This window comes from Pseudomonas hormoni, assembly GCF_018502625.1.
Classification (GTDB): domain Bacteria; phylum Pseudomonadota; class Gammaproteobacteria; order Pseudomonadales; family Pseudomonadaceae; genus Aquipseudomonas; species Aquipseudomonas hormoni.
In genome coordinates, this window is record NZ_CP075566.1 from 1,116,873 (window position 1) to 1,138,047 (window position 21,175).

Annotated in this window: 20 protein-coding genes and 1 riboswitch; of the genes, 16 read left to right on the top strand and 4 right to left on the bottom strand. The window is 61.0% G+C overall.

The features are described from left to right. Positions 1–95 precede the first annotated feature (95 nt). Positions 96–328: riboswitch (cobalamin riboswitch) on the top strand. An 81-nt stretch (positions 329–409) separates the two neighbouring features. From cobO to KJF94_RS05255, 14 genes are all read left to right on the top strand, one after another. After that, positions 410–1,021 carry a cob(I)yrinic acid a,c-diamide adenosyltransferase gene (cobO, locus tag KJF94_RS05195; protein WP_074874701.1) on the top strand — a complete coding sequence of 204 codons (612 nt, stop codon included), beginning with the start codon at positions 410–412 and terminating at the stop codon, positions 1,019–1,021. Continuing rightward, positions 1,018–2,418: a cobyrinic acid a,c-diamide synthase CobB gene (locus tag KJF94_RS05200; protein ID WP_214381666.1), complete on the top strand. Its 1,401-nt coding sequence runs from the start codon at positions 1,018–1,020 to the stop codon at positions 2,416–2,418. Before cobO ends, KJF94_RS05200 begins: the two co-directional genes overlap by 4 nt. Then, positions 2,415–3,065 carry a 5,6-dimethylbenzimidazole synthase gene (gene bluB / locus KJF94_RS05205; RefSeq protein WP_214381669.1) on the top strand — a complete coding sequence of 217 codons (651 nt, stop codon included), beginning with the start codon at positions 2,415–2,417 and terminating at the stop codon, positions 3,063–3,065. The genes KJF94_RS05200 and bluB overlap by 4 nt, the downstream gene beginning before the upstream one ends. Beyond that, on the top strand, positions 3,062–3,970 hold the full coding sequence (cbiB, locus tag KJF94_RS05210) for an adenosylcobinamide-phosphate synthase CbiB (protein WP_214381671.1): 909 nt from the start codon (positions 3,062–3,064) through the stop codon (positions 3,968–3,970). The genes bluB and cbiB overlap by 4 nt, the downstream gene beginning before the upstream one ends. Then, positions 3,963–4,955 (top strand): threonine-phosphate decarboxylase CobD, encoded by a 993-nt coding sequence (cobD, locus tag KJF94_RS05215; protein ID WP_214381673.1) that lies wholly within the window; start codon positions 3,963–3,965, stop codon positions 4,953–4,955. Before cbiB ends, cobD begins: the two co-directional genes overlap by 8 nt. After that, the gene (locus KJF94_RS05220) at positions 4,952–6,403 is read left to right on the top strand and encodes a cobyric acid synthase (RefSeq protein WP_214381675.1); all 1,452 of its coding nucleotides are present in this window, start codon (positions 4,952–4,954) and stop codon (positions 6,401–6,403) included. The genes cobD and KJF94_RS05220 overlap by 4 nt, the downstream gene beginning before the upstream one ends. A gap of 128 nt (positions 6,404–6,531) precedes the next feature. Further along, a complete protein-coding gene (gene cobU, locus KJF94_RS05225; protein ID WP_214381677.1) occupies positions 6,532–7,053 on the top strand; it encodes a bifunctional adenosylcobinamide kinase/adenosylcobinamide-phosphate guanylyltransferase in 522 nt (173 codons plus the stop codon). Continuing rightward, entirely contained in the window at positions 7,050–8,105 is a 1,056-nt protein-coding gene (cobT, locus tag KJF94_RS05230) for a nicotinate-nucleotide--dimethylbenzimidazole phosphoribosyltransferase (protein WP_214381678.1), read from the top strand. Before cobU ends, cobT begins: the two co-directional genes overlap by 4 nt. After that, entirely contained in the window at positions 8,102–8,677 is a 576-nt protein-coding gene (cobC, locus tag KJF94_RS05235; RefSeq protein WP_214381680.1) for an alpha-ribazole phosphatase family protein, read from the top strand. The genes cobT and cobC overlap by 4 nt, the downstream gene beginning before the upstream one ends. A 2-nt stretch (positions 8,678–8,679) precedes the next feature. Further along, positions 8,680–9,414, top strand: coding sequence for an adenosylcobinamide-GDP ribazoletransferase (locus tag KJF94_RS05240; protein ID WP_214381682.1), 735 nt, complete (start codon positions 8,680–8,682; stop codon positions 9,412–9,414). Positions 9,415–9,583: 169 nt separating this feature from the next. Beyond that, complete coding sequence (locus KJF94_RS05245) at positions 9,584–9,988, top strand: MarR family winged helix-turn-helix transcriptional regulator (RefSeq protein ID WP_214381684.1); 405 nt, start codon at positions 9,584–9,586, stop codon at positions 9,986–9,988. Between the two features lie 52 nt (positions 9,989–10,040). Then, complete coding sequence (locus KJF94_RS05250) at positions 10,041–11,249, top strand: MFS transporter (RefSeq protein WP_214381686.1); 1,209 nt, start codon at positions 10,041–10,043, stop codon at positions 11,247–11,249. After that, the gene (locus KJF94_RS30355) at positions 11,246–11,368 is read left to right on the top strand and encodes a hypothetical protein (protein ID WP_284681139.1); all 123 of its coding nucleotides are present in this window, start codon (positions 11,246–11,248) and stop codon (positions 11,366–11,368) included. The genes KJF94_RS05250 and KJF94_RS30355 overlap by 4 nt, the downstream gene beginning before the upstream one ends. A 55-nt stretch (positions 11,369–11,423) precedes the next feature. After that, a complete protein-coding gene (locus KJF94_RS05255) occupies positions 11,424–11,975 on the top strand; it encodes a glutathione peroxidase (RefSeq protein ID WP_214381688.1) in 552 nt (183 codons plus the stop codon). An 89-nt stretch (positions 11,976–12,064) separates the two neighbouring features. Here the strand turns inward: KJF94_RS05255 and KJF94_RS05260 are convergent, their stop codons facing one another. From KJF94_RS05260 to KJF94_RS05270, 3 genes are all read right to left on the bottom strand, one after another. Then, positions 12,065–13,336: an OmpP1/FadL family transporter gene (locus KJF94_RS05260; protein ID WP_214381690.1), complete on the bottom strand. Its 1,272-nt coding sequence runs from the start codon at positions 13,334–13,336 to the stop codon at positions 12,065–12,067. 144 nt (positions 13,337–13,480) lie between these two features. Continuing rightward, positions 13,481–13,963 (bottom strand): hypothetical protein, encoded by a 483-nt coding sequence (locus KJF94_RS05265; protein ID WP_008033583.1) that lies wholly within the window; start codon positions 13,961–13,963, stop codon positions 13,481–13,483. A gap of 274 nt (positions 13,964–14,237) precedes the next feature. Next, positions 14,238–14,462 carry a hypothetical protein gene (locus tag KJF94_RS05270; RefSeq protein WP_008031832.1) on the bottom strand — a complete coding sequence of 75 codons (225 nt, stop codon included), beginning with the start codon at positions 14,460–14,462 and terminating at the stop codon, positions 14,238–14,240. Positions 14,463–15,447: 985 nt separating this feature from the next. Here KJF94_RS05270 and KJF94_RS05275 point away from each other — a divergent pair. Both KJF94_RS05275 and KJF94_RS05280 read left to right on the top strand, forming a co-directional pair. Continuing rightward, a complete protein-coding gene (locus KJF94_RS05275) occupies positions 15,448–15,771 on the top strand; it encodes an SEL1-like repeat protein (RefSeq protein ID WP_017337282.1) in 324 nt (107 codons plus the stop codon). A 196-nt stretch (positions 15,772–15,967) separates the two neighbouring features. Continuing rightward, positions 15,968–17,311, top strand: a complete 1,344-nt coding sequence (locus KJF94_RS05280; RefSeq protein WP_214384728.1) for a DNA recombination protein RmuC — start codon at positions 15,968–15,970, stop codon at positions 17,309–17,311. 164 nt (positions 17,312–17,475) lie between these two features. On the opposite strand, the gene KJF94_RS05285 is transcribed toward KJF94_RS05280, so the two are convergent. Beyond that, positions 17,476–20,946: a hybrid sensor histidine kinase/response regulator gene (locus KJF94_RS05285; protein ID WP_214381693.1), complete on the bottom strand. Its 3,471-nt coding sequence runs from the start codon at positions 20,944–20,946 to the stop codon at positions 17,476–17,478. Positions 20,947–21,175: the final 229 nt, after the last annotated feature.

The following is a 21,175-nucleotide window of genomic DNA, read 5'->3' on the forward strand; positions in this document are numbered from 1 at the left end:
TGTGGCACAAGATTGGCGTCAGTTAATTGATCGACGGCAGTTATTCGCCCGACGGTGTCCCGGCTTTAATTGACGCTCCACCCCCAACCCTCTAACCTTCGCGGCTTGTTTCAGGTGCTCTGTGGCGTTGGTCGACAGAGTGAAACAGGGAAGCCGGTGAGTGCGTTCGTTCAATTCATGAACCATCACGATCCCGGCGCTGCCCCCGCAACGGTAAATGAGTGAAGACTGTGCCTTGAGCCACTGTGTCGGTATGACATGGGAAGGCGCGCAGTCAGGCGAAACGCCGCTCATGAGCCCGGAGACCGGCCTGATCCATCCAGCGGCATCACGGTGGGCGATGCCAGGCTTCTTGCCGTCTATTCTTGTGCCTGCCCGCCGTTATCCAGCCTCAACGGAGAGCTCCCCCATGACTGATACTCCCGATCGTGACGAACGCCATCTGGCGCGCATGCTGCGCAAAAAAGCCGTGATCGACGAACGCATCGCCAATTCGCCGAATGAATGCGGCCTGCTGCTGGTGCTGACCGGCAACGGCAAAGGCAAAAGCAGCTCGGCGTTCGGCATGCTCGCCCGCTCCATGGGCCACGGCATGCAGTGCGGCGTGGTGCAGTTCATCAAGGGCCGCAACAGCACGGGTGAAGAACTGTTTTTCCGGCGCTTTCCCGAGCAGGTGCGTTTTCATGTGATGGGCGAGGGCTTTACCTGGGAAACCCAGGACCGCCAGCGTGACATCGCCGCCGCCGAAGCCGCGTGGGCCGTTTCCCGTGAATTGCTGCGTGATCCATCGATCGGTCTGGTGGTGCTGGATGAATTGAACATCGCACTCAAGCACGGTTACCTCGACCTCGATCAGGTGCTCAGCGACTTGCAGGCGCGTCCGCCGATGCAGCACGTGGTGGTCACCGGTCGCGGCGCCAAGCCGGAGATGATCGAACTGGCCGACACCGTCACTGAAATGGGCGTCATCAAGCACGCCTTCCAGGCCGGGATCAAAGCGCAAAAAGGCGTCGAATTGTGAGTCAACCACGTCATTGCCCGGCGGTCTTGATTGCCGCGCCGGCCTCCGGTCAGGGCAAGACCACCGTCACCGCCGCGCTGGCCCGTTTGCATCGCAATCAGGGGCGCAAGGTGCGCGTGTTCAAATGCGGTCCGGACTTTCTCGACCCGATGATTCTGGAGCGCGCCAGCGGTGCGCCGGTCTATCAATTGGACATGTGGATGGTCGGCGAGCAGGAAAGTCGTCGGCTATTGTGGGAAGCCGCCGGCGAAGCGGATCTGATCCTGATCGAAGGCGTCATGGGCTTGTTCGACGGCACGCCTTCCAGCGCTGACCTGGCGCGGCATTTTGGTGTGCCGGTTTTGGGGGTGATCGACGGCACGGCGATGGCGCAGACCTTTGGCGCGCTGGCGTTGGGGTTGGCGAAGTATCAGCCGGACTTGCCGTTCGCCGGAGTGCTGGCCAACCGTGTGGGCACCTTGCGCCATGCGCAATTGCTTGAAGGTAGCCTCACTGAAGGCTTGCGCTGGTACGGCGCGTTGTCCCGGGAAACCGGGATTGAATTGCCGAGTCGGCACCTCGGTCTGGTTCAGGCCAGTGAATTGAATGATCTCGATCTGCGCCTCGATGCGGCGGCCGATGCCTTGGCCAGCAGTTGCGAAGTCGCGCTGCCACCCGCAGTGGAATTCGCCGCGCCGGACGTGATCGCTGCCGAGCCGTTGCTGGCCGGCGTGCGGATTGCCGTGGCTCGCGACGAAGCCTTCGCCTTCACCTACGGCGCGAGCCTGGATTTGCTGCGAGCCATGGGCGCCGAACTGCGGTTTTTCTCGCCGATCCGCGACACGCAATTGCCGGAGGCTGACAGCCTCTATCTGCCGGGCGGTTACCCGGAATTGCACCATGTGGCGCTGGCACAGAACACCCCGATGCTCAACGCCATTCGCGCTCACCACGCGGCGGGCAAACCATTGTTGGCCGAGTGTGGCGGCATGCTCTATCTGCTCGATTCGCTGACCGATGTCGAAGGCACTCGCGCAGAGCTGGTCGGTTTGCTGGCCGGTGATGCGGTGATGCAGAAACGGCTGGCGGCACTGGCGTTGCAGGCGGTCGAGTTACCGGAAGGTTCGCTGCGTGGGCATACCTATCACCATTCGTTGACCAGTACGGAGCTTGAGCCGATTGCCCGTGGCCTGAGCCCTAACGGCGGGCGTGGGGCGGAGGCGGTTTATCGTGAGGGGCGGATGACGGCCTCTTATGTGCACTTCTATTTCCCGTCGAATCCGAGCGCTGTAGCTGCGCTGTTTGCGCCTGACCGTGAAGCCGCCATCGCTGGCAGGCCAGCTCCCACAGTTGACCGTGTATTACCTGAAGAAACGCAGATCCCTGTGGGAGCTGGCCTGCCAGCGATGAGGACATGACCGACAACGCATTCAGTGAAGCCGAGCGCGCAGCGGTTTATCGCGCGATAGGCGAACGCCGCGACATGCGCCACTTCAGCGGCGGCACCGTCGAACCCGAGTTGCTTCGGCGCCTGCTCGAAGCCGCGCACCAGGCGCCGAGCGTCGGCCTGATGCAGCCCTGGCGATTCATTCGCATCAGCGATCGCGCCCTGCGCGGCAAAATCCAGTTGCTGGTGGAAGAAGAACGCATCCGCACCGCCGAAGCGCTCGGCGAACGCACCGACGAATTCATGAAGCTGAAAGTCGAAGGCATCAACGACTGTGCCGAGGTGTTGGTCGCCGCGCTAATGGACGATCGCGAACGCCACATCTTCGGCCGCCGCACCTTGCCGGAAATGGACATGGCCTCGCTGTCCTGCGCAATCCAGAACCTGTGGCTGGCGTCCCGTGCCGAAGGACTGGGCATGGGCTGGGTCTCTTTATTCGAGCCGCAAGCCCTGGCCGACCTGCTGGGTTTACCCGTCGGGGCCAAGCCTTTGGCGATTCTTTGCCTCGGGCCGGTCAAGGAATTCTATCCGGCGCCGATGCTGGTACTCGAAGGCTGGGCGCAGGCGCGTCCGCTAAGCGAATTACTGTATGAGAATTATTGGGGAGTGAGTCAATGAGTGTGGCGTTGTTGAGTGTCGCCGCGGTTGCGCTGGATGCGCTGCTGGGTGAACCCAAACGCTGGCATCCGCTGGTGGCGTTCGGCCGTTTTGCCGACCGCATCGAACAACGTTTTAACGGCGGTGGACGCGGCTGGCGCAGCCACGGCGTTACCGCCTGGGTGATCGCGGTTGTGCCGCTGACCTTGCTCGCCACGGCCTTTTCCTGGGCGCCTTATGTTGGCTGGATCGTCGAAATTCTCGTGCTCTATTGCGCGCTCGGCATGCGTAGCCTCGGTGAGCACGTCACGCCGGTGGCCAAGGCGCTGCGCAGTGATGATCTGGAGGAAGCGCGCACGCGTGTCGGATACCTGGTCAGTCGCCAGACCAGTGAACTGGATAAAACCGAAGTCGCCCGCGCCGCCACCGAATCCGTCCTGGAGAACGGCAGCGACGCGGTGTTTGCCGCGCTGTTCTGGTTTGCTGTGGCCGGCGCGCCCGGCGTGGTGCTCTACCGATTGAGCAATACGCTGGATGCGATGTGGGGTTATCGCAATGAGCGCTTCGAACGCTTCGGCTGGGCCGCGGCGAAGATCGACGACGTGCTCAACTACATTCCTGCGCGACTGGTGGCATTGACCTACGCGCTGCTGGGAAAAACCCGACTCGCCCTGAAATGCTGGCGCACCCAAGGCCCGACCTGGGACAGTCCGAACGCCGGTCCGGTGATGGCCGCTGGTGCCGGTTCGCTGGGTGTCGAGTTGGGCGGGGCGGCGATTTATCACGGTGAATTGCATCAGCGTCCGCAACTGGGCGAAGGCGCGCCGGCGGACGCCGACTCCATCGACCGAGGCTGGCAATTGGTCCAGCGCGGGGTATGGTTGTGGCTGCTGATTCTCTGCGTGGGGGCTGAATTCTATGCTTGAACACGGTGGACGGTTGCGCAAGGCGGCACTCGAGTACGGCATCGCTGAAGCTGATTGGCTCGACCTGTCCAGCGGCCTCGCGCCCTGGCCGTTTCCGATCCCGGACATTCCGTTGCGCGCCTGGGCGCGGTTGCCGGAAACCGATGACGGACTCGAACAAGCCGCCTGCGAATACTACGGTGCCGCGCAGGTGCTGCCGGTGGCCGGTTCGCAAATGGCGATCCAGTTGCTGCCGCGTTTGCGCCGGGTCGGCAAGGTCGGCGTGCTGTCGCCCTGTTACGCCGAGCACGCCGAAGCCTGGCGCCGCAGCGGCTACATCGTGCGCGAAGTGCTGGAGCAGGAAGTCGACTTCTTCCTCGACAGCCTCGACGTGCTGGTGGTGGTCAACCCGAACAATCCCACTGGCCTGAGCCTGACCCCGAGCCGTCTGCTCGACTGGCATTCCAGACTGGCCCAGCGCGGTGGCTGGCTGGTAGTGGACGAAGCGTTCATGGACAACACACCCCAGCTGAGCCTGGCACCGTGTGCCCATCAGGTCGGCTTGATCGTGTTGCGTTCTTTCGGCAAGTTTTTTGGTCTGGCCGGTGTGCGGTTGGGGTTCGTGCTGGCGGAGCGCAAGCTGCTCAAATTGCTCGCCGAACAAGTCGGGCCCTGGGCCGTCAGCGGACCGACTCGCGTGTTGGGCCAAGCCTGTCTGCAGGATACCGAAGGCCACGCCAGACAGCGGGTGCGTACCGAAGCGGCCAGCGAGCGTTTGGCTGCGCTGCTGGAAAAACACGGTTTCAAGCCTCAGGGCGGTTGTGCCCTGTTTCAGTGGCTGACCACCGAACGCGCCGAAGCACTGCATGAGTTCATGGCCCGGAACGGCATTTTGCTGCGGTTGTTCACCCACAACAGCAGCCTGCGGTTTGGCCTGCCCGGCGAAGAAGCCGACTGGGCCCGACTCGATCAAGCGTTCGACGCCTACGCCAAGGAAACCCGATGACTACGTTGATGGTGCAGGGCACCACCTCCGACGCCGGTAAAAGCACACTGGTGACGGCGCTGTGTCGCTGGGTCACGCGGCAGGGCGTACGCGTCGTGCCGTTCAAGCCGCAGAACATGGCGCTCAACAGTGCCGTGACCGCCGACGGTGGCGAGATCGGTCGTGCGCAAGCGGTGCAGGCTCAGGCCGCTCATCTCGAACCGCACACCGACATGAACCCGGTGCTGCTCAAACCCAACAGCGACACCGGCGCCCAGGTGATCATTCACGGGCGCGCCGTCACGACGATGAACGCGGTCGCCTATCACGATTACAAAGCCATCGCCATGCAAGCGGTGCTCGCTTCCCATGAACGGTTGAGTGCGGCGTATCCGGTGGTGATGGTCGAGGGCGCAGGTTCGCCGGCCGAGATCAATCTGCGTGCCGGCGACATCGCCAACATGGGATTCGCCGAGGCAGTGGATTGCCCGGTGGTGCTGATCGCCGACATCAATCGCGGCGGGGTCTTCGCGCATCTGGTGGGCACCCTGGAACTGCTGTCGCCGAGCGAGCAGGCACGGGTCAAAGGCTTCATCATCAACCGTTTTCGCGGCGACATTGCCTTGCTGCAACCGGGCCTCGACTGGCTGGAAGAGCGCACCGGCAAACCGGTGATCGGCGTGCTGCCCTACGTGATGGACCTGCACCTGGAGGCCGAAGACGGCATTGATCAGCGCCAGACCGACAAGGCCGATCAAGTGCTCAAAGTGGTGGTGCCGGTGTTGCCGCGCATCAGTAACCACACCGATTTCGATCCACTGCGCCTGCACCCGCAAGTGGACCTGCAATTCATCGGCCCCGGCCAGGCCATTCCACCCGCTGACCTGATCATTCTGCCTGGCTCGAAAAGCGTGCGTAGTGATCTCGCGTACTTGCGCGCCAATGGCTGGGACACCGCCATCGCCCGACATTTGCGCTACGGCGGAAAGGTGTTGGGGATTTGCGGCGGTCTGCAGATGCTCGGCGAGCAGGTGCACGACCCGTTGGGCCTCGAAGGTGTGCCGGGCTCCAGCGCCGGTCTGGGTTTGTTGGCGTTCGAAACGCAGCTCGAAGAAGAGAAACAACTGCGCAATGTGCGCGGGCGACTGACGCTGGAGAACGCTGAAGTCAGCGGCTATGAAATTCACGCCGGCGTCACCACCGGGCCGGCGTTGGAAAATGCCGCCGTGCAGCTGGATGATGGTCGTTGCGACGGCGCGCAAAGTGGTGACGGGCAGATTTTCGGCACCTATCTGCATGGTCTGTTCGAATCGCCGGCGGCGTGCAGCGCGCTGTTGCGCTGGGCGGGTTTGCAGGATGTACAGGAAGTGGATTACCACGGGTTGCGCGAGCGGGATATCGAGCGGTTGGCGGATTTGGTGGAGAAGCATCTTGATACCCGGCTGTTGCGTGAGCTCTGCGGGATTTGAGGCGGTTGTTCCGGCCCCTTCGCGGGCAAGCCTCGCTCCTACAGGATCGAAAGCAGCGCAAACCCGTAGGAGCGAGGCTTGCCCGCGAAGAGGCCCGCCGCCACACCGCACATTTTAAGGAATGAACCATGCTGCAACTGATCCTCGGCGGCGCCCGCTCCGGCAAAAGTCGCCTGGCCGAAAAACTGGCAGCAGACAGCCGGCTCCCGGTGACCTACATCGCTACCAGCCAACCCCTGGACGGTGAAATGAACGAACGGGTCGTCCATCATCGCGCTCGTCGTCCGGCCGAATGGGCGTTGATCGAAGAGCCTGTGGAACTCGCCCGTGTCCTGCGTGAAACCGCCCGCGCCGATCGTTGCCTGCTGGTGGATTGCCTGACCCTGTGGATGACCAATCTGCTGATGCTCGACGACAGCGAGCGCCTGACCGCGGAGCGCGAAGCCTTGCTGGACTGCCTGGCTGAATTGCCGGGTGAAATCATTTTTGTCAGCAACGAGACCGGAATGGGTGTCGTGCCGCTGGGCGAATTGACTCGCCGCTATGTCGATGAAGCCGGTTGGCTGCATCAAGCCTTGGCCGAGCGCTGTCAGCGAGTCGTCCTGACCGTCGCCGGCCTGCCCCTTACTTTGAAAGGAACTGCGTTATGACTCAATCCTGGTGGCTGAACCCGTGCAAGCCGGTTGACGCTCAAGCCGTCGAACAGGCTCAAGCACGGCAACAGCAGCTGACCAAGCCCGCCGGTTCCCTCGGGCGGCTCGAGTCGGTGGCGGTGCAATTGGCCGGGTTGCAGGGGCAGGTGAAGCCGAACCTGGATCAGCTGTGGATCGCGATTTTTGCCGGTGACCATGGCGTCGTCGCCGAAGGCGTGTCAGCGTTTCCACAGGAAGTCACCGGGCAGATGCTGCACAACTTCGTCAGCGGTGGCGCAGCGATCAGTGTGCTGGCGCGCCAACTCGGCGCGTCCCTCGAAGTGGTCGACCTCGGCACGGTGACCCCATCATTGAATCTGCCAGGCGTGCGGCACTTGAACATCGGCGCGGGCACCGCGAATTTTGTTGAAGGCGCGGCCATGACTCAAGCGCAGGGCGAACTCGCCTTGCAGGCCGGTCGTGACAGCGTGCAGCGTGCCATCGCTGCCGGTGCGCAGTTGTTCATCGGTGGCGAAATGGGCATCGGCAACACGACGGCCGCCAGTGCGTTGGCCTGTGCGTTGCTGGATTGCCCGGTGCTGCACTTGACCGGGCCGGGCACTGGCCTGAACGCGGCGGGTGTCAGCCATAAAGCCCAGGTCATCGAACGCGCTTTGGCCTTGCACTGCGCTCAGCGTGGCGACGCGTTGCAAACCCTGTTCAACCTCGGCGGTTTCGAAATTGCAGCGCTGGTCGGCGCGTATCTGGCGTGTGCCCAGGAAGGCGTCGCGGTGCTGGTGGACGGGTTCATTTGCAGTGTCGCCGCGCTAGTGGCAGTGCGCTTGAATCCTGACTGTCGGCAGTGGCTGTTGTTCGGTCATCGCGGCGCCGAGCCGGGTCATCGCCACGTGCTGGAAACCCTGAATGCCGAACCCTTGCTCGACCTCGGTCTGCGTCTGGGCGAAGGCAGCGGCGCCGCGTTGGCCGTGCCGCTGCTGCGTCTGGCCTGCGACCTTCACGGGCAAATGGCGACGTTCGCCGAAGCGGCCGTGGCGGATCGTCCGGCATGACCCTGCGTCTTGACCTGTTGCGCCACGGCGAAACCGAACTCGGTGGCGGCTTGCGCGGCAGCCTCGACGATGCGTTGACCGACACAGGTTGGGCGCAGATGCGCGCGGCGGTGGTCGAGCAGGGGCCTTGGGATCGACTGGTCAGTTCGCCGTTGCAACGCTGTGCGCGGTTCGCGGAAGAGCTCGGGGCGCAACTGGGCTTGCCGGTGCAACTGGATAAAGATCTGCAGGAACTGCATTTCGGCGCGTGGGAAGGGCAGAGCGCGGCGGCGTTGATGGAAACCGATGCCGAAGCGCTGGGCCTGTTTTGGGCCGACCCTTATTCGTTTACGCCACCTCAAGGGGAGCGGGTCGAGGATTTTTCGACGCGGGTATTGGCGGCGGTCGCTCGGTTGCAGGTGGCGTATGCGGGCGAACGTGTGTTGCTGATCAGCCATGGCGGCGTCATGCGTTTGTTGCTGGCGCAGGCGCGGGGTTTGCCTCGTGAGCAATTGCTCAACGTTGAAGTCGGCCATGGTGCGTTGTTTTCTCTGAGCGTCGAGACTGGCGTCATTCTCAAGGAAGCGAGCTGATCATGTTGCCGTTCTGGATCGCCCTGCAATTTTTGAGCAGTCTGCCGATTCGTCTGCCAGGCATGCCGGCGCCGCAGGAATTGGGGCGTTCGCTGCTGTTCTATCCACTGGTCGGGCTGCTGTTTGGCGGCATTTTGTGGGTGCTGAATTGGCTGTTGCTCGGCACACCGTTGTTGCTGCACGCGGTGTTGTTGTTGACGGTTTGGGTGTTGCTCAGTGGAGCGTTGCACCTCGACGGTCTGGCTGATAGCGCTGACGCCTGGCTCGGTGGATTCGGCGACCGTGAACGCACGCTGACGATCATGAAAGATCCACGCAGCGGTCCAATCGCGGTGGTGACGCTGGTGCTGGTGTTGCTGCTCAAGTTCGCCGCGATGCTGGCATTGATCGAGCAGCAACACAGCGTTTTCCTGATCATCGTTCCGTTGATTGGCCGTGCCGCGTTGTTGGGATTGTTCCTGACCACGCCGTATGTACGGGCCGGTGGTTTGGGGCAGGCGCTGGCGGATCATCTTCCGCGATTGGCGGGCAAGTGGGTGCTGGTGGTCAGTGCGTTGGGTTGTGTGCTGATTGCAGGCCTTAGCGGTGTTTTGGCGCTGGTGCTCGCTACACTGGTTTTCGTCTGGTTGCGACAGGTGATGCTGCGACGATTAGGTGGGACCACGGGCGATACGGCGGGGGCGTTGCTGGAATTGCTGGAGGTTGCGGTGCTGGTGGGTATTGCTTTGTTTTTGTAGGAGCAAGCGGTGCGGCGATCCGACTTGCCCGCGAAGGGCACACCGCAGGCTTGCAGGCAAAACGGGTAATCGTTCTTCGCGGGCAAGTCGGATCGCCGCACCGCTCGCTCCTACAGGTAACATGTCTTAAACATTTGCTTTCATTTAACCGCGGGTATATACACGCACCATGCTCGACTCCCAATGTTTATGCATCAACCTGCGTCGCGCCGCCCGTGGCGTCAGCAGGCATTACGACGGCGCTCTCGACGGCTTCGGAATCAACGTTGCCCAGTATTCTTTGCTGTGTAATCTGCAGCGTCTGAATGAACCGAGTATTTCCATCCTGGCGGAAGCCATGGGCCTGGACCGCAGCACCCTCGGTCGCAATCTGCGAGTGCTGGAGGGCGAAGGCCTGGTCAGGCTGGTCGAGGGCGAAGACATGCGTAATCGCATCGTCAAGCTGACCGAGGCTGGCGCTGAACGCCTGACAGCGGCTTTGCCAGCCTGGGAGGCGGCGCAGCAGCGATTGGTTGATCGACTGGGTGCCGAAAAGCGCGAAATCTTGCTGAAGTTGCTGGACGAACTGGCCTGACGCCGGTTTTTCCGATCTTAAGCGGGTATATACCCGCTACCGGAGAATAAGAATGACATCGATGTGGCGTACTTGCGGTTGGGTGTTGGTGGGGAGTGCGCTGATCCTTGCGTTGTCTCTGGGGGTGCGACATGGCTTCGGGCTGTTCCTGGCGCCGATGAGTGCCGAATTCGGCTGGGGGCGTGAGACGTTTGCGTTTGCCATCGCCTTGCAGAACCTGATCTGGGGACTGGCGCAGCCCTTTACCGGCGCACTGGCCGACCGCTTTGGCGCGGCGAAAGTGGTGCTGGTCGGTGGCGTGCTCTACGCATTGGGCCTGGTGTTCATGGGCCTGTCGGACTCGGCCGTGACCCTGTCGTTGAGCGCCGGTCTGTTGATCGGTCTCGGTCTGTCGGGCACCTCGTTCTCGGTGATCCTCGGCGTGGTCGGCCGCGCAGTGCCGCCGGAGAAACGCAGCATGGGCATGGGCATTGCCAGTGCCGCCGGTTCCTTCGGCCAGTTCGCCATGTTGCCCGGTACGCTGGGGTTGATCGGCTGGCTCGGCTGGTCGGCGGCATTGCTGGTGCTGGGCCTGCTGGTGGCACTGATCGTGCCGCTGGTGAGCATGCTCAAGGACAATCCTCTGCCGGTCCTCGGTCATGAGCAAACGTTGACCGAAGCGCTACACGAAGCCTGTTCCCATTCGGGGTTCTGGCTGCTGTCGTTCGGCTTTTTTGTCTGCGGTTTCCAGGTGGTGTTCATCGGCGTGCACTTGCCGGCGTATCTGGTGGATCAGCACCTGCCTGCTAGTGTCGGAACCACCGTGCTGGCGCTGATCGGCTTGTTCAACATCCTCGGGACTTACACGGCAGGCTGGCTCGGCGGACGGATGTCCAAGCCGCGTTTGCTCACCGGTCTGTATCTGGTGCGGGCCGTGGTGATTGCGCTGTTTCTATGGGCGCCGGTCACGACAACTACTGCTTACCTGTTTGGCATGACCATGGGCTTCCTGTGGTTGTCGACGGTGCCATTGACCAATGGCACCGTGGCAACCTTGTTTGGTGTGCGAAATCTGTCCATGCTCGGTGGGATAGTTTTCCTGTTCCACCAGCTCGGATCATTCCTTGGCGGCTGGTTGGGCGGGGTGGTGTATGACCGGACCGGGAGCTACGATTTGATCTGGCAGGTAGCGATTCTCTTGAGTCTGTTGGCGGCTGCCCTGAACTGGCCGGTGCGTGAGCAGCCGGTGGAGCGCCTGCAAACCCGGATGAGTGCGACATGAACAGCCTTTGGCCACGGATCGCCGTGGCAACGGGCGGCGTGTTGCTGCTGGCCGTGGCGTGGTGGGGCTGGCATCAAGGCGGGCTGGCGTTGATGCAATTGGGCATGGGCGCTTGCTAGCACGATGTGAGGGCGAGTAAGTTCGATTCAGACGACTTCTCAAGGAGGCATGGACATGCTGATGCGCTGGCTTGCCGTTCCCGCGTTACTGGTGGCGTTTACCGGGTTGTCACAAGCCACGGAATGCCCGGAGCTTTTGCAAGGCTCGTTGCCCAAGCTGCGCGCCAAGGAAACGATCGACCTGTGCCAGCGCTTCGCCGGTAAACCGTTGGTGGTGGTCAATACCGCGAGCTTTTGCGGTTTCGCCCCGCAATTCAAAAGCCTCGAGGCGCTGAATCAGCGTTACAAGGGGCAGGGTCTGGAGGTGATCGGTGTGCCTTCCAATGACTTCAAGCAGGAATCCAAGGACGGCGAGGAAACCGCCAAGGTTTGCTACGTGGATTACGGCGTGACCTTCACCATGACCGAGTCGCAGAAAGTGCGTGGTGATGACGCGACGCACCTGTTCCAGGTCCTCGCCGCGCAGAGCGATGAGCCTAAGTGGAACTTCTACAAATACGTGGTCGATCGCAAGGGCAAGGTGATCGCCAATTTTTCCAGCCTGACCACGCCTGATGACCCCGAGTTTATCGAGGCGGTGGAAAAAGCACTGGCCTCGCAACCCTGATCGACACCCACTAAAAAGCCCCGCCTCTGTACAAGAGAGCGGGGCTTTTTTGATTCAGGCGGCGAGTGGTTCAGGTTCGCCGGGAATAATTAGAAGCGGTAGGTTGCACCGACACCGAAACCGTTCGCCGAGTTTTCATACTTGGCGCTGTAGGTTTGGCGGCCGTTGTTGTCGTTGATCTTGACCGACTCTTCGACCAGGTACGAATACGCGACGTCGATAGTCAGGTCGTCGGTCGGGCTCCAGCCAGCGCCCAGGCTGAAAATCTTGCGATCGCCAGTCGGAATGCGTGGGGAACGGTTCTGGTTGTTGGTCGGTGCCTGGTCAACAGAGAAGCCTGTACGCAGGACCCATTGTTTGTTCACCTGATAGGAAGCACCGATGGCGTGCGCCCAGGTGTCATGCCAGTTCTGTTCTTCGGTGATGGTGCCAAAACGGCTGTTCAGCGCAGCAGGAACGCCACTGTTCTCGACGGTGATTTCTTTCAGGCGGCTCCAGCGAGTCCAGGTGCTGCCAGCGTAGAGAGTCCATTGGTCGTCCAGCTGGTGAGTCACAGAGAAGTCGACCGACTCAGGCGTGGTGATGTCCAGCGACGCGTCGTACTTCTGGTTTGGGTTTTGACCCAGGCCGGCGAGCACGCTGTAGTTGACCTTGGTATCACCGTCGAGCTTGTACTTCACTTTCGAGTGGTAGGTCAGACCGACGCGAGTGCTGTCGGTGGCTTGAACCAGGATGCCGACGTTGTAACCCAGTGCGGTGTCGTCACCCTTGATTTTGACTTGACCGTCCGGAGCGAGCGGACTTGGCGAAATGTTAAGGCTCGATTCCAGCTTGCCGTCAATGCGGTTGATGGTCGGACCGAAACCGATCGATACCTTGTCGTTGAAGGCGTAGCTGACGGTTGGCTGCAGGGTGACGATTTTGACTTCACTTTTGCTACCGAAATAACGGCCGGCAAAATTGTTCTCGTAGTCGGTCACCAGGCCGAATGGCGCGTATACACCGATACCGAATGCCCAATGGTCGTCGATTGGCTTGACGTAGTAGCCCATTGGAACGGCGATAAAGGGAACCATATCACCGTCATTGCTGCCACCACGGCTGCCGCGGGCGTCGCTGATATCGGTATGTGCGTCGAGAAATGCAGCACCGCCGGTGACTTGTTCGCGCTTGAGGCGAGACATGCCGGCAGGGTTGCCAAAAATGGTGCTTGCGTCATCGGCAGATGAAGATCGCCCGGCAAAACCTGTACCCATACCGCTGATGCTTTGTTCGTTGATGGCAAAGCCACTTGCAAAGATCTGGGTGGATGCCAGGGCAACGGCGAGGCTAAGGGTGGTTTTGAGCATTACTTTTTTCATTATTAGAACTCCTGGTGATCACCGGGGCGGAAATTACCAACATTTTCGTCCCAGCGCCATAGGCTGTATCGCTTGATTTAGAGCGGTTTTGTAGGACAATCCGACCAAATCGCGGCGTGTTGCGCGATCTTCGGAAAGGGGAGGTCAGCAGGCGACCTGGTTCAGCGGTGAAACACAGGTTTGCCAGGCGTAGGTGAAGTCTCTCAGGCGCCCTTGAGGCTGGAAGGTCTGGCGCCAGATGCGGGCCATTCCCAGCAGGTCGTCTGCTTCGGGGAGCGGAGTGTTCTGTTCTTCGACCAGCAGCCAGGCGATGGCTGTGGCATAACGCAGGTTGACGGTCAGTTCGAGGTGCGGGCCACTGAGAAAAGCATGCTGGCTGGCCAGGCCGCGGACCAGGCTGGCGCGTTCCGGATCAAGTGCCAGGTAATGGTCCCAGAGTGCCTGGTGGCGGGGTTCGGCGATTCGGTACAGGCCATGTCCACGGCGATCGTGCAGGGCGGAACCAAGGGCTGACTGACTGGCGGCGATGCCCAGCAGCAGGGATTCGGCGGTTGCGCTATGGCGCCCAAGGTAAATCAATGTCGGACGTATCACATAACGGCACAGTTCGCTGGCAGCGATACCCATAAAACCCTCGAACATGAAGTGGTCGGCGAGTCCTGAAGGTAGCGTTGGCAGCGGGTGGATCGAATCAGGCTCGCCGGAAGCGGCTCAGGCCGCTTGAGTTGAAGTGTAGTGTCATATTCGCGCTGTAAAGGACTGTTTTTAAAATATTTCCGGCAGCCAGTTATAACCGTTATATCGGTTAGTGCTTACGCGGCGGGCGCGAAAAGAGAAATATCGGGCAATAAAAAGCCCCGCTTTTCAAGCGAGGCTTCTGAGGTTTCAGCTTTCCGGCGTATCAGGCAACCAGTGCCTGACGGGTACGCTCGATCACGGCCTGCAGCGGCTCGGCGCTGGAGTATTGATCAGGGTACAGGCGTTCGCTGTGACGAGCGATGCCGTGTTCGTTGACCAGAGTGAAACTGAAGCAGCCTTTGCGAGCGGCCATGATCAGGCAGTTCATTGGTGCAAAAGCGTTGGTTAGGGTGCGGATCGCATCCTGGGTGTGGATTTGAGTAGTCATTAATGGGTGTTCCTACAAGCGGCACGGATAAGAATCGTGCAAAGTTAAAACGTTCCAGTGACGACGACCACCATTGGTCGAACGAAGAACCCGACTGGAACAAAGCAGCCAGTTTGAAGCGCTGATTAAATTGGCGCGCTTGGGCTGGCAGGTAGGTACTTAGGAGGGCAGGCAACACATCAAGGGCAAAGGTTCTGGGCCCGGGGTGAAGATCCTGATCAATTTGCAGGCTGGTTCGGTCAGAGTAAATGAGCTTCGCAACACCCTTTGCTTTCGATTCAAAGGCAGTGTTGACGCAAGGTTTACCTGGAAACCATCGAGGTGGTCGATCCCGCTTGTTCGGTTGAAGCTTCTTGTAGGAAGGCAGACCGGGGGGATTTGTTCGACCAGAATTGACTTTCAGCTTGGTACTAACGCCGCGGATACTAACGGATTGAATTGCAGAAGGGAAGTGTGTTAGCCGAAAACATTTTCTGAGTACCGCCGCGCCGTTGTTCATTGGCGGCCTTGAGCGCCTTCTTCGCCCTGCAATAGCCCAAAATCCGACGGTCGGTCCGCTACGTTCATCGGGTCGGAGTGAGCCTGAACCAAGGGTTTGCCAGGGTTTATCCCCAGGTCGGGTAACAAAACGCGCCGAAATAGCGCATCGATATAACTGCCTCGAAGATACTTGTGCACATAAGTTGCGCGAGTTGTCACCCCACTGTCATCTTGCCCTCAAGCATAGTGGGTGCCTGTAACCAAAATTTAAGTCAATGAAAAACATCGCTTTTTTTTACTGGTGAAAAAATCGTCAGTTTGACTGCGAGCCCCATTCCACAGGGCTTTGCGAGAGTTCAAGGGCGGTTGTCCACTGAGTTATCCACAGCTTCTGTGGATTGTCCCGAGCGCTTGCTCTAGCACGGGCGTGCCGGGTTTTTTAGGCTTTACCTGTAAGAAAAAAAGAGTAGAGTGGCGCGCCTTCCGATCTGCCCCACAGTGCTTTATGAAGTTTCGCTCCGTACCCGTTTCCGTAACCTCTACACCTCCCCGTGTTACCCCGCCCAAGCGCTTTTCGATGCGTGTGGCCGAGTGGCTGCTCGACAGCCCGCGCCTGGGTGAAAACAGCAACGTCAAACACTTCGCCGGGCGTTTGCTCAAGCAACCGGCCCGGGAAGGCGTAGTGGCCGCGCAAAGCCGTCTCGGCCAGTTGATGTGCCGCGAATGCGGTAATGCCCGGGATCGCCGGATTGGCCAGGACCTTTTGCGTCAGGCCGCGCGGGCAGGGGATCGACGCGCCCAACAGGAACTGGGGCTGATCGAAGACTGAGCTGTCCAAGACCTGACACCTTGGTTAACCTTCAAGTTTTATCGAATGGGCAGGAATGGCGATGGCGATGGACTTGACCAGCATATTGCTCGGTCTGGCGGGGGCTGCACTGCCGTTGTTGGCGTTGGCCTGGCAACTTCAGCGCCGGGCCAGCTCCTCGCAGTCGGATGTTGCGCTACTGGAAGAGCGTCTGGCCATGGCCCATCTGGCCCAGGACGGATTGAACGCCCAACTCGAAGCCTGCCGCGACGAAATCGCTGATCTGGGGCAGGCCAACGCCGCCAAACAGGCCGACCTTGCCGCGATGCGCCGTGAAGTCGAACTGCTGCAGATCGAACGCGATGACGCCCGCGACGCCGCCCACGCCTGGAACATCGAACGCGCCGGCAAGGAGGCTGAGTTGCGACGTCTGGACGCCCAGGCCGCCTCCCTCAACGCCGAGCTGCGCGAGCAACAGGAAAGCCATCAGCAGCGCCTCAGCGACTTGCAAGGCTCACGAGACGAATTGCGTGCCCAGTTCGCCGAACTGGCAGGCAAGATCTTCGACGAGCGCGAGCAGCGTTTCGCCGAAACCAGTCAGCAGCGTCTGGGGCAGTTGCTCGACCCTTTGAAGGAACGCATCCAGTCGTTTGAAAAGCGTGTCGAGGAAAGTTATCAGGCCGAAGCGCGCGAGCGCTTCTCGCTGGCCAAGGAGCTGGAGCGTCTGCAACAGCTGAACCTGCGCCTGAGCGACGAAGCCACCAACCTGACCCGCGCCTTGAAAGGCCAGAAAACCCAGGGTAACTGGGGCGAGCTGATTCTTGAGCGGGTTCTTGAACACGCCGGCCTGGAGAAGGGCCGCGAGTATCAGACCCAGGTCAATCTCAAAGGTCCGGACGGTGAGCGGTTCCAGCCAGACGTGATCATCTATTTGCCGGGCGACAAGCAGGTGGTGGTCGACTCCAAGGTCAGCCTGACGGCTTATCAGCAATACGTGGCGGCGGAAGACGATGCCATCGGCCAGATCGCCATCAAGCAGCACGTGCTGTCGCTACGTACTCACGTGAAAGGCTTGGCCGGCAAGGATTACAAACGTCTCGACGGTTTGCACAGCCTGGATTTCGTCTTACTGTTCGTGCCCATCGAAGCGGCATTTTCCGCGGCGTTACAGGCGGAGCCGACCCTGTTTCAGGAAGCCTTCGACCGCAACATCGTGATCGTCAGCCCTACCACCTTGCTGGCCACCCTGCGTGTCATCGACAGCCTGTGGAAGCAGGAGCGTCAGAGTCAGAACGCCCGGGAAATCGCCGAGCGGGCTGGGTGGCTGTACGACAAGTTCGTGCTGTTTATTCAGGACCTGGATGAAGTCGGCAATCGCTTGCAGCAACTGGACAAGGCCTACAGTTCTGCGCGTAACAAGCTGACAGAAGGCCGCGGCAATCTGGTCAGTCGCAGTGAGCAGCTCAAGTTGCTCGGCGCGCGGGCGAGCAAGAGCCTGCCGGCGGACCTGCTGGAGCGGGCGATGACCGATGTCGACGGGTTGGCGGAGTTGCCTGAGTAAATCTTTGGTTTTCGCTGACCTGTGGCGAGGGAGCTTGCTCCCGCTGGGCTGCGCAGCACCCCCAATTTTCCATGCGGAAATCCGCGTTGCGTTTTTTACGACCGCTTCGCAGTCGAGCGGGAGCAAGCGCCCTCGCCACAGGTTTGGGGGAGCTTGAGGGCGCGCTACAGCGGCAAATGCCGACTCAACAGCGCCCGCAATGCCGCCGGTTTCACCGGTTTCGCCAGATATTCCAGCCCCGCCGCATGCACTTGGGCCACCATTTCCGGGTGCCCATCGGCGCTGATCACCACGCCTGGCACCGGCTGGCCCAGGCGGGTTCGTAACCAGGCCATCAAGTCCGTCCCGGTCTCGCCATCGTCCAGGTGATAATCCACCAGCGCCAGTTGCGGGCGCATGCCATTGCTCAGCAACACCGCGCATTCGTCGCGGTTGCGCGCCGTCCAGACCTGACAACCCCAGCGGGTCAACAGGCTGTTCATACCGATCAGGATGCTGTCTTCGTTATCGATGCACAGCACCTGGGCGCCGCTCAAGAGTTTGCCGTTGAGCTCGGTGACGTTGGCCGGCGCCGCGATTTGCGCCTTGGCCAACGGCACGCTGACGCTGAACACGCTGCCACGCCCCGGCCATGAACGCACTTGCAAGGTGTGGCCCAGAACGCGACACAGCCCGTCAGCAATCGCCAAGCCCAGGCCCAAGCCTTTCTCGGCACGGGTCTGGTGGCTATCCAGGCGTTTGAATTCTTCGAAAATCACTTTCAGTTTGTCTTTCGGGATCCCTGGCCCACGGTCCCAGACCTCAAGGCACAGTTCACCCTTGTGCCGACGAACCCCCAGCAGCACGGGCCCCTTGGCGTAGCGGAAGGCGTTGGTCAGGAAATTCTGCAAGATCCGTCGCAACAGTTTGATGTCGCTGTCGACCCGCAACGTACTGCCTCGAACCCTGAATTTGAGCCCTTGATCCCGGGCCAGCGCCTTGAATTCTGCGCCGAGCGTGTCAAACAGTTCATTGAGCACAAACGGCTTCGGATCCGGGTTGATCTTGCCGTTTTCCAGGCGGGAAATGTCCAGCAGATCGCTGATCAGGTCTTCGGCCGAGCGCAATGACGAATCCAGGTGATGGACCAGTTTCTGTGCTTCGCTGGACAAGCCATCGTCCTGATGGGACAGGGCCGCAGAAAACAGCCGCGCGGCGTTCAGGGGTTGCATCAGGTCATGACCGACCGCCGTGAGGAAACGGGTTTTCGACTGGTTGGCCGACTCGGCGGTGCCCTTGGCTTCGGTCAGCGCCACGTTGAGTTGCGACAGTTCGTGGGTGCGCTCCGTGACCCGCCGCTCCAGGCCCTCGTTGGCTTCGGTCAGCGCCTGCTCGGCTTCGCGGAACGCGGTGATGTCGGTGAAACTCATGACGAAACCGCCGCCCGGCATCGGGTTGCCGATCAACTCGATCACTCGGCCATTGGGGAAAAGTCGTTCAGAGGTGTGGGCGCGGCCCTGACGCATCCAGTGCAAACGTCGGGCGACGTGCACTTCAGCTTCGCCAGGGCCGCACAGACCGCGTTCGGCGTTGTAGCGAATGATGTCGGCAATCGGCCGGCCTACGCTGATCAAGCCGTCCGGGTAGTTGAACAGCTCCAGATAACGCCGGTTCCACGCCACCAGTCGCAACGACTGGTCGACCACGCTGATGCCTTGCGTGATGTTCTCGATCGCGCCTTGCAGCAGTGCGCGATTGAACTGCAGCACTTCAGAGGCTTCGTCGGCGATTCGGACGACATCCTCGAGTTGCATTTCCCGACCTTCGATGGCGGCTTTTACCACGGCACGTGTCGAAGAGGCGCCGAGAACACCGGCCAGCAAGCGTTCGGTGTGGGCAATCCATTCACCGTCGGCATTCTGGTTCGGGTTGAAGCCTTTGCCCTGGCGGTAGGCGAAACGGATAAAACTCTGGCGGGCGCGTTCTTCACCGACAAACCGTGCGGCCAGTTGCAGCAGATCGTCGATTTGCACCGCGAGCATCGAGCGGGCGCTGGGGCGGGCACTGATTTCCTGGCCGATGAACCGTCCCGCCTGCCAGTGTTCCGAAACCCGTGTGCGCGACAACACCGACACCCAGGCGAACAGCGTGAAGTTGGCCGCCAGTGACAACACCACGCCTTGGGTCAGCGGGGTGAGCGGCAGGTTCAGCGGGTTGCTGTGCAGCCAGGCCAGACCGGGGAAACTGCTCAACGATAAACCGAGGCTGTGGGCGGCAATCGGCAGAATCAGCGTGTAAAACCACAGGAATGTCCCGGCGGCGAGGCCAGCGAACACGCCGCGACGGTTGGCCTGTTTCCAGTACAACGCGCCAAGCATGGCCGGTGCCAGTTGGGTTACGGCGGCGAAGGCGATCTGGCCGATAGTCGCCAGGCTCGCGGTGGACCCCAGCAGGCGATAGCTGACATAGGCCAGCAGCAAAATCACCACGATGCTGACGCGGCGCACCGAGAGCATCCACTGGCGGAACACTTCGAACGGCCGCTCGGCGTTATTGCGGCGCAGCAACCACGGCAGCAGCATGTCGTTGGAGACCATGGTCGACAGCGCCACGCTGGCCACGATCACCATACCGGTCGCCGCCGAGGCACCGCCGATAAAGGCCAGCATCGCCAGCGCGGGGTGGGCTTGCGCCAGTGGCAGGCTGATGACAAACGAGTCCGGCAACACCGAGCTGGGCAGCAGCATCTGTCCGGCCAAAGCGATCGGCACGACAAACAATGCCGCCAACGCCAGGTACGCCGGGAAGACCCACTTGGCCAGGCGCAAATCCTGTGGGTCGATGTTTTCCACCACCGTCACGTGAAACTGCCGGGGCAGGCAGATGATCGCCATCATCGCCACGCCGGTTTGCACCACCATCGACGGCCAGTTGATGGTTTCCTTCCAATACTCTTCGAGGCGCGGTGCGAGCATTGCCTGATCGAACAGGTCGTCGAAACCGTCGTACAGACCGTAGGTCACGAACGCGCCGACCGCGAGAAACGCGAACAGCTTGACCAGCGATTCGAACGCAATCGCCAGCACCATGCCGCGGTGGTGTTCGGTGGCGTCGAGGTTGCGCGTACCGAACACAATGGTAAACAACGCCAGCACCAGCGACACGATCAACGCCGTGTCCTGGGCGCGAGTGCCCATGGCGTCGGCACCGGCACCGATCAGCAGGTTCACTCCGAGCACGATGCCCTTGAGCTGCAGCGCGATGTAGGGCAGCACGCCGACCAGACAAATCAGCGCCACGACAATCGCCAGTGACTGGGATTTGCCATAACGGGCGGCGATGAAGTCGGCAATGGAAGTGATGTTCTCCTGCTTGCTGATCATCACCATTTTTTGCAGGACCCACGGCGCGCAGACCAGCAGCAGGATCGGCCCGAGGTAGATCGGCAGGAACGACCAGAGTTGTTCGGCGGCCTGGCCGACGGCGCCGAAGAATGTCCAGCTGGTGCAATAGACCGCCAGCGACAGGCTGTACACCCAGGCGCGCACCCGCGGCGGCAACGGCGCACTGCGACGGTCACCGTAGAAAGCGATGGCGAACATAATGGCCATATAAGCCAGGGCGACGGCGGCGATCAGCCCGCTGGACAGCGACATGGGAACTCCAGACAAAAGACACCCGGGACTCCCGCCCGGACAGACAGTCTCGCACGACCGTCTGCGTTAGTCAGTGTCGACCAAGGTCGTGGCGTGGCGGGGTGTCGCAGGAGTGTGTCAATGAGATGTGGGGTGTATTCGCTGGCCTCTTCGCGAGCAAGCCCGCTCCCACATTCGATCGCATTCCCCTGGAAGAACTCGGTTAAATGTGGGTACGGGCTTGCTCGCG